The organism is Bacillus sp. FSL K6-6540 (assembly GCF_038007545.1).
The window spans coordinates 1,020,941-1,027,500 of the sequence record NZ_JBBOXH010000002.1; the positions used below are offsets into that span (position 1 = coordinate 1,020,941).

The 6,560-nt window shown below is 52.2% G+C and carries 6 tRNA genes and 4 rRNA genes (1 of these 10 cut by a window edge); all 10 read left to right on the forward strand.

The annotated features are described in order from the left end of the window. Positions 1-13: 13 nt before the first annotated feature. Positions 14-2,940, forward strand: a 23S ribosomal RNA gene (locus MHH82_RS37705). A gap of 55 nt (positions 2,941-2,995) precedes the next feature. After that, positions 2,996-3,111: ribosomal RNA gene (rrf, locus tag MHH82_RS37710) — 5S ribosomal RNA — on the forward strand. Positions 3,112-3,156: 45 nt separating this feature from the next. Then, positions 3,157-3,231 (forward strand) — tRNA-Asn (locus MHH82_RS37715). Positions 3,232-3,233: 2 nt separating this feature from the next. Then, positions 3,234-3,306, forward strand: a tRNA-Thr gene (locus MHH82_RS37720). A 60-nt stretch (positions 3,307-3,366) separates the two neighbouring features. Further along, positions 3,367-3,441: transfer RNA gene (locus MHH82_RS37725), tRNA-Gly, on the forward strand. A 31-nt stretch (positions 3,442-3,472) separates the two neighbouring features. Then, positions 3,473-3,549, forward strand: a tRNA-Arg gene (locus MHH82_RS37730). Positions 3,550-3,576: 27 nt separating this feature from the next. Next, positions 3,577-3,653 (forward strand) — tRNA-Pro (locus tag MHH82_RS37735). A gap of 8 nt (positions 3,654-3,661) precedes the next feature. Next, positions 3,662-3,737: transfer RNA gene (locus tag MHH82_RS37740), tRNA-Ala, on the forward strand. 172 nt (positions 3,738-3,909) lie between these two features. Next, a 16S ribosomal RNA gene (locus MHH82_RS37745) occupies positions 3,910-5,455 on the forward strand. Positions 5,456-5,625: 170 nt separating this feature from the next. Beyond that, positions 5,626-6,560 (forward strand): 23S ribosomal RNA (locus MHH82_RS37750) (it continues 1,992 nt past the right edge of the window). The 16S, 23S and 5S rRNA genes sit together here with 6 tRNA genes alongside, the layout of an rRNA operon.

A 6,560-nucleotide genomic window follows, 5' to 3' on the forward strand; every position in this document is an offset into this window, starting at 1 on the left:
GATTCTTTTTAACGGTTAAGTTAGAAAGGGCGCACGGTGGATGCCTTGGCACTAGGAGCCGATGAAGGACGGGACGAACACCGATATGCTTCGGGGAGCTGTAAGCAAGCTTTGATCCGGAGATTTCCGAATGGGGAAACCCACCACTCGTAATGGAGTGGTATCCATATCTGAATTCATAGGATATGAGAAGGCAGACCCGGGGAACTGAAACATCTAAGTACCCGGAGGAAGAGAAAGCAAATGCGATTCCCTGAGTAGCGGCGAGCGAAACGGGATTAGCCCAAACCAAGAGGCTTGCCTCTTGGGGTTGTAGGACACTCTGTACGGAGTTACAAAGGAACGAGGTAGATGAAGAGGTCTGGAAAGGCCCGCCATAGGAGGTAACAGCCCTGTAGTCAAAACTTCGTTCTCTCCTGAGTGGATCCTGAGTACGGCGGAACACGTGAAATTCCGTCGGAATCCGGGAGGACCATCTCCCAAGGCTAAATACTCCCTAGTGACCGATAGTGAACCAGTACCGTGAGGGAAAGGTGAAAAGCACCCCGGAAGGGGAGTGAAAGAGATCCTGAAACCGTGTGCCTACAAGTAGTCAGAGCCCGTTAACGGGTGATGGCGTGCCTTTTGTAGAATGAACCGGCGAGTTACGATCCCGTGCAAGGTTAAGCAGAAGATGCGGAGCCGCGCGAAAGCGAGTCTGAATAGGGCGCATGAGTACGTGGTCGTAGACCCGAAACCAGGTGATCTACCCATGTCCAGGGTGAAGTTCAGGTAACACTGAATGGAGGCCCGAACCCACGCACGTTGAAAAGTGCGGGGATGAGGTGTGGGTAGGGGTGAAATGCCAATCGAACCTGGAGATAGCTGGTTCTCTCCGAAATAGCTTTAGGGCTAGCCTCAAGGTAAGAGTCTTGGAGGTAGAGCACTGATTGGACTAGGGGCCCCTACCGGGTTACCGAATTCAGTCAAACTCCGAATGCCAATGACTTATCCTTGGGAGTCAGACTGCGAGTGATAAGATCCGTAGTCGAAAGGGAAACAGCCCAGACCGCCAGCTAAGGTCCCAAAGTATACGTTAAGTGGAAAAGGATGTGGAGTTGCTTAGACAACCAGGATGTTGGCTTAGAAGCGACCACCATTTAAAGAGTGCGTAATAGCTCACTGGTCGAGTGACTCTGCGCCGAAAATGTACCGGGGCTAAACGTATCACCGAAGCTGCGGACTGTTCTTCGAACAGTGGTAGGAGAGCGTTCTAAGGGCTGTGAAGCCAGACCGGAAGGACTGGTGGAGCGCTTAGAAGTGAGAATGCCGGTATGAGTAGCGAAAGAGGGGTGAGAATCCCCTCCACCGAATGCCTAAGGTTTCCTGAGGAAGGCTCGTCCGCTCAGGGTTAGTCGGGACCTAAGCCGAGGCCGAAAGGCGTAGGCGATGGACAACAGGTTGATATTCCTGTACCACCTCCTCACCATTTGAGCAATGGGGGGACGCAGGAGGATAGGGTAAGCGCGGTATTGGATATCCGCGTCCAAGCAGTTAGGCTGGGAAATAGGCAAATCCGTTTCCCATAAGGCTGAGCTGTGATGGCGAGCGAAATATAGTAGCGAAGTTCCTGATTCCACACTGCCAAGAAAAGCCTCTAGCGAGGTGAGAGGTGCCCGTACCGCAAACCGACACAGGTAGGCGAGGAGAGAATCCTAAGGTGATCGAGAGAACTCTCGTTAAGGAACTCGGCAAAATGACCCCGTAACTTCGGGAGAAGGGGTGCTCTGTTAGGGTGCAAGCCCGAGAGAGCCGCAGTGAATAGGCCCAGGCGACTGTTTAGCAAAAACACAGGTCTCTGCGAAGCCGTAAGGCGAAGTATAGGGGCTGACGCCTGCCCGGTGCTGGAAGGTTAAGAGGAGCGCTTAGCGTAAGCGAAGGTGCGAATTGAAGCCCCAGTAAACGGCGGCCGTAACTATAACGGTCCTAAGGTAGCGAAATTCCTTGTCGGGTAAGTTCCGACCCGCACGAAAGGCGCAACGATCTGGGCACTGTCTCAACGAGAGACTCGGTGAAATTATAGTACCTGTGAAGATGCAGGTTACCCGCGACAGGACGGAAAGACCCCGTGGAGCTTTACTGCGGCCCTGATATTGAATGTTGGTACAGCTTGTACAGGATAGGTAGGAGCCTTGGAAACCGGAGCGCCAGCTTCGGTGGAGGCATCGGTGGGATACTACCCTGGCTGTATTGACCTTCTAACCCGCCGCCCTTATCGGGCGGGGAGACAGTGTCAGGTGGGCAGTTTGACTGGGGCGGTCGCCTCCTAAAAGGTAACGGAGGCGCCCAAAGGTTCCCTCAGAATGGTTGGAAATCATTCGCAGAGTGTAAAGGCACAAGGGAGCTTGACTGCGAGACCTACAAGTCGAGCAGGGACGAAAGTCGGGCTTAGTGATCCGGTGGTTCCGCATGGAAGGGCCATCGCTCAACGGATAAAAGCTACCCCGGGGATAACAGGCTTATCTCCCCCAAGAGTCCACATCGACGGGGAGGTTTGGCACCTCGATGTCGGCTCATCGCATCCTGGGGCTGTAGTCGGTCCCAAGGGTTGGGCTGTTCGCCCATTAAAGCGGTACGCGAGCTGGGTTCAGAACGTCGTGAGACAGTTCGGTCCCTATCCGTCGCGGGCGCAGGAAATTTGAGAGGAGCTGTCCTTAGTACGAGAGGACCGGGATGGACGCACCGCTGGTGTACCAGTTGTTCTGCCAAGGGCATCGCTGGGTAGCTATGTGCGGACGGGATAAGTGCTGAAAGCATCTAAGCATGAAGCCCCCTCAAGATGAGATTTCCCATTCCGCAAGGAAGTAAGATCCCTGAAAGATGATCAGGTTGATAGGTCTGAGGTGGAAGTGTGGCGACACATGGAGCTGACAGATACTAATCGATCGAGGACTTAACCATATTTTTGAATGATGTCACATCTGTTATCTAGTTTTGAGAGAACACTCTCAATTTGTTTGGTGGCGATAGCGAAGAGGTCACACCCGTTCCCATACCGAACACGGAAGTTAAGCTCTTCAGCGCCGATGGTAGTCGGGGGTTTCCCCCTGTGAGAGTAGGACGCCGCCAAGCAGATTTATTAATTCTACCATGTTTGTTTATGAAGCTTTATATTATTCCGCAGTAGCTCAGTGGTAGAGCTATCGGCTGTTAACCGATCGGTCGTAGGTTCGAATCCTACCTGCGGAGCCATTGCTTCCATAGCTCAGCAGGTAGAGCACTTCCATGGTAAGGAAGAGGTCAGCGGTTCGAGCCCGCTTGGAAGCTTTATTAAATGTATTATTACCAAGGTTTCTCATAAGGAGAAAGCTTTTTTTATTGCGATATGCGGAAGTAGTTCAGTGGTAGAACACCACCTTGCCAAGGTGGGGGTCGCGGGTTCGAATCCCGTCTTCCGCTCCATTTATCCCAACGGGATATTGTAAATTAAATTGCGCCCGTAGCTCAATTGGATAGAGCGTTTGACTACGGATCAAAAGGTTAGGGGTTCGACTCCTCTCGGGCGCGCCATATCTTTTAATAGAATAGATAGGAAATCGGGAAGTAGCTCAGCTTGGTAGAGCACATGGTTTGGGACCATGGGGTCGCAGGTTCGAATCCTGTCTTCCCGACCATTTTTTATGGGGCCTTAGCTCAGCTGGGAGAGCGCCTGCTTTGCACGCAGGAGGTCAGCGGTTCGATCCCGCTAGGCTCCACCAAAAGTTTTTTTAAAAAAGTTGTTGACTTTGAAGAAGTGACGTTGTATACTAATAAAGTTGCTTTAACAAAGCGGACAAACAAATGATCTTTGAAAACTAAACAAGACAAAACGTACCTGTTAATTCAGTTTTTAAAAATCGTACAGCGATGTGCGTAGTCAGTCAAACTACTTTATCGGAGAGTTTGATCCTGGCTCAGGACGAACGCTGGCGGCGTGCCTAATACATGCAAGTCGAGCGGACAGATGGGAGCTTGCTCCCTGATGTTAGCGGCGGACGGGTGAGTAACACGTGGGTAACCTGCCTGTAAGACTGGGATAACTCCGGGAAACCGGGGCTAATACCGGATGGTTGTTTGAACCGCATGGTTCAAACATAAAAGGTGGCTTCGGCTACCACTTACAGATGGACCCGCGGCGCATTAGCTAGTTGGTGAGGTAACGGCTCACCAAGGCGACGATGCGTAGCCGACCTGAGAGGGTGATCGGCCACACTGGGACTGAGACACGGCCCAGACTCCTACGGGAGGCGGCAGTAGGGAATCTTCCGCAATGGACGAAAGTCTGACGGAGCAACGCCGCGTGAGTGATGAAGGTTTTCGGATCGTAAAGCTCTGTTGTTAGGGAAGAACAAGTACCGTTCGAATAGGGCGGTACCTTGACGGTACCTAACCAGAAAGCCACGGCTAACTACGTGCCAGCACCGCGGTAATACGTAGGTGGCAAGCGTTGTCCGGAATTATTGGGCGTAAAGGGCTCGCAGGCGGTTTCTTAAGTCTGATGTGAAAGCCCCCGGCTCAACCGGGGAGGGTCATTGGAAACTGGGGAACTTGAGTGCAGAAGAGGAGAGTGGAATTCCACGTGTAGCGGTGAAATGCGTAGAGATGTGGAGGAACACCAGTGGCGAAGGCGACTCTCTGGTCTGTAACTGACGCTGAGGAGCGAAAGCGTGGGGAGCGAACAGGATTAGATACCCTGGTAGTCCACGCCGTAAACGATGAGTGCTAAGTGTTAGGGGTTTCCGCCCCTTAGTGCTGCGCTAACGCATTAAGCACTCCGCCTGGGGAGTACGGTCGCAAGACTGAAACTCAAAGGAATTGACGGGGGCCCGCACAAGCGGTGGAGCATGTGGTTTAATTCGAAGCAACGCGAAGAACCTTACCAGGTCTTGACATCCTCTGAAAATCCTAGAGATAGGACGTCCCCTTCGGGGGCAGAGTGACAGGTGGTGCATGGTTGTCGTCAGCTCGTGTCGTGAGATGTTGGGTTAAGTCCCGCAACGAGCGCAACCCTTGATCTTAGTTGCCAGCATTCAGTTGGGCACTCTAAGGTGACTGCCGGTGACAAACCGGAGGAAGGTGGGGATGACGTCAAATCATCATGCCCCTTATGACCTGGGCTACACACGTGCTACAATGGACAGAACAAAGGGCGCGAAACCGCGAGGTTAAGCCAATCCCACAAATCTGTTCTCAGTTCGGATCGCAGTCTGCAACTCGACTGCGTGAAGCTGGAATCGCTAGTAATCGCGGATCAGCATGCCGCGGTGAATACGTTCCCGGGCCTTGTACACACCGCCCGTCACACCACGAGAGTTTGTAACACCCGAAGTCGGTGAGGTAACCTTTTAGGAGCCAGCCGCCGAAGGTGGGACAGATGATTGGGGTGAAGTCGTAACAAGGTAGCCGTATCGGAAGGTGCGGCTGGATCACCTCCTTTCTAAGGATATTATACGGAATATAAGACCTTGGGTCTTATAAACAGAACGTTCCCTGTCTTGTTTAGTTTTGAAGGATCATTCCTTCGAAACGTGTTCTTTGAAAACTAGATAACAGTAGACATCACATTCAATTAGTAATACAAGATATCACATAGTGATTCTTTTTAACGGTTAAGTTAGAAAGGGCGCACGGTGGATGCCTTGGCACTAGGAGCCGATGAAGGACGGGACGAACACCGATATGCTTCGGGGAGCTGTAAGCAAGCTTTGATCCGGAGATTTCCGAATGGGGAAACCCACCACTCGTAATGGAGTGGTATCCATATCTGAATTCATAGGATATGAGAAGGCAGACCCGGGGAACTGAAACATCTAAGTACCCGGAGGAAGAGAAAGCAAATGCGATTCCCTGAGTAGCGGCGAGCGAAACGGGATTAGCCCAAACCAAGAGGCTTGCCTCTTGGGGTTGTAGGACACTCTGTACGGAGTTACAAAGGAACGAGGTAGATGAAGAGGTCTGGAAAGGCCCGCCATAGGAGGTAACAGCCCTGTAGTCAAAACTTCGTTCTCTCCTGAGTGGATCCTGAGTACGGCGGAACACGTGAAATTCCGTCGGAATCCGGGAGGACCATCTCCCAAGGCTAAATACTCCCTAGTGACCGATAGTGAACCAGTACCGTGAGGGAAAGGTGAAAAGCACCCCGGAAGGGGAGTGAAAGAGATCCTGAAACCGTGTGCCTACAAGTAGTCAGAGCCCGTTAACGGGTGATGGCGTGCCTTTTGTAGAATGAACCGGCGAGTTACGATCCCGTGCAAGGTTAAGCAGAAGATGCGGAGCCGCGGCGAAAGCGAGTCTGAATAGGGCGCATGAGTACGTGGTCGTAGACCCGAAACCAGGTGATCTACCCATGTCCAGGGTGAAGTTCAGGTAACACTGAATGGAGGCCCGAACCCACGCACGTTGAAAAGTGCGGGGATGAGGTGTGGGTAGGGGTGAAATGCCAATCGAACCTGGAGATAGCTGGTTCTCTCCGAAATAGCTTTAGGGCTAGCCTCAAGGTAAGAGTCTTGGAGGTAGAGCACTGATTGGACTAGGGGCCCCTA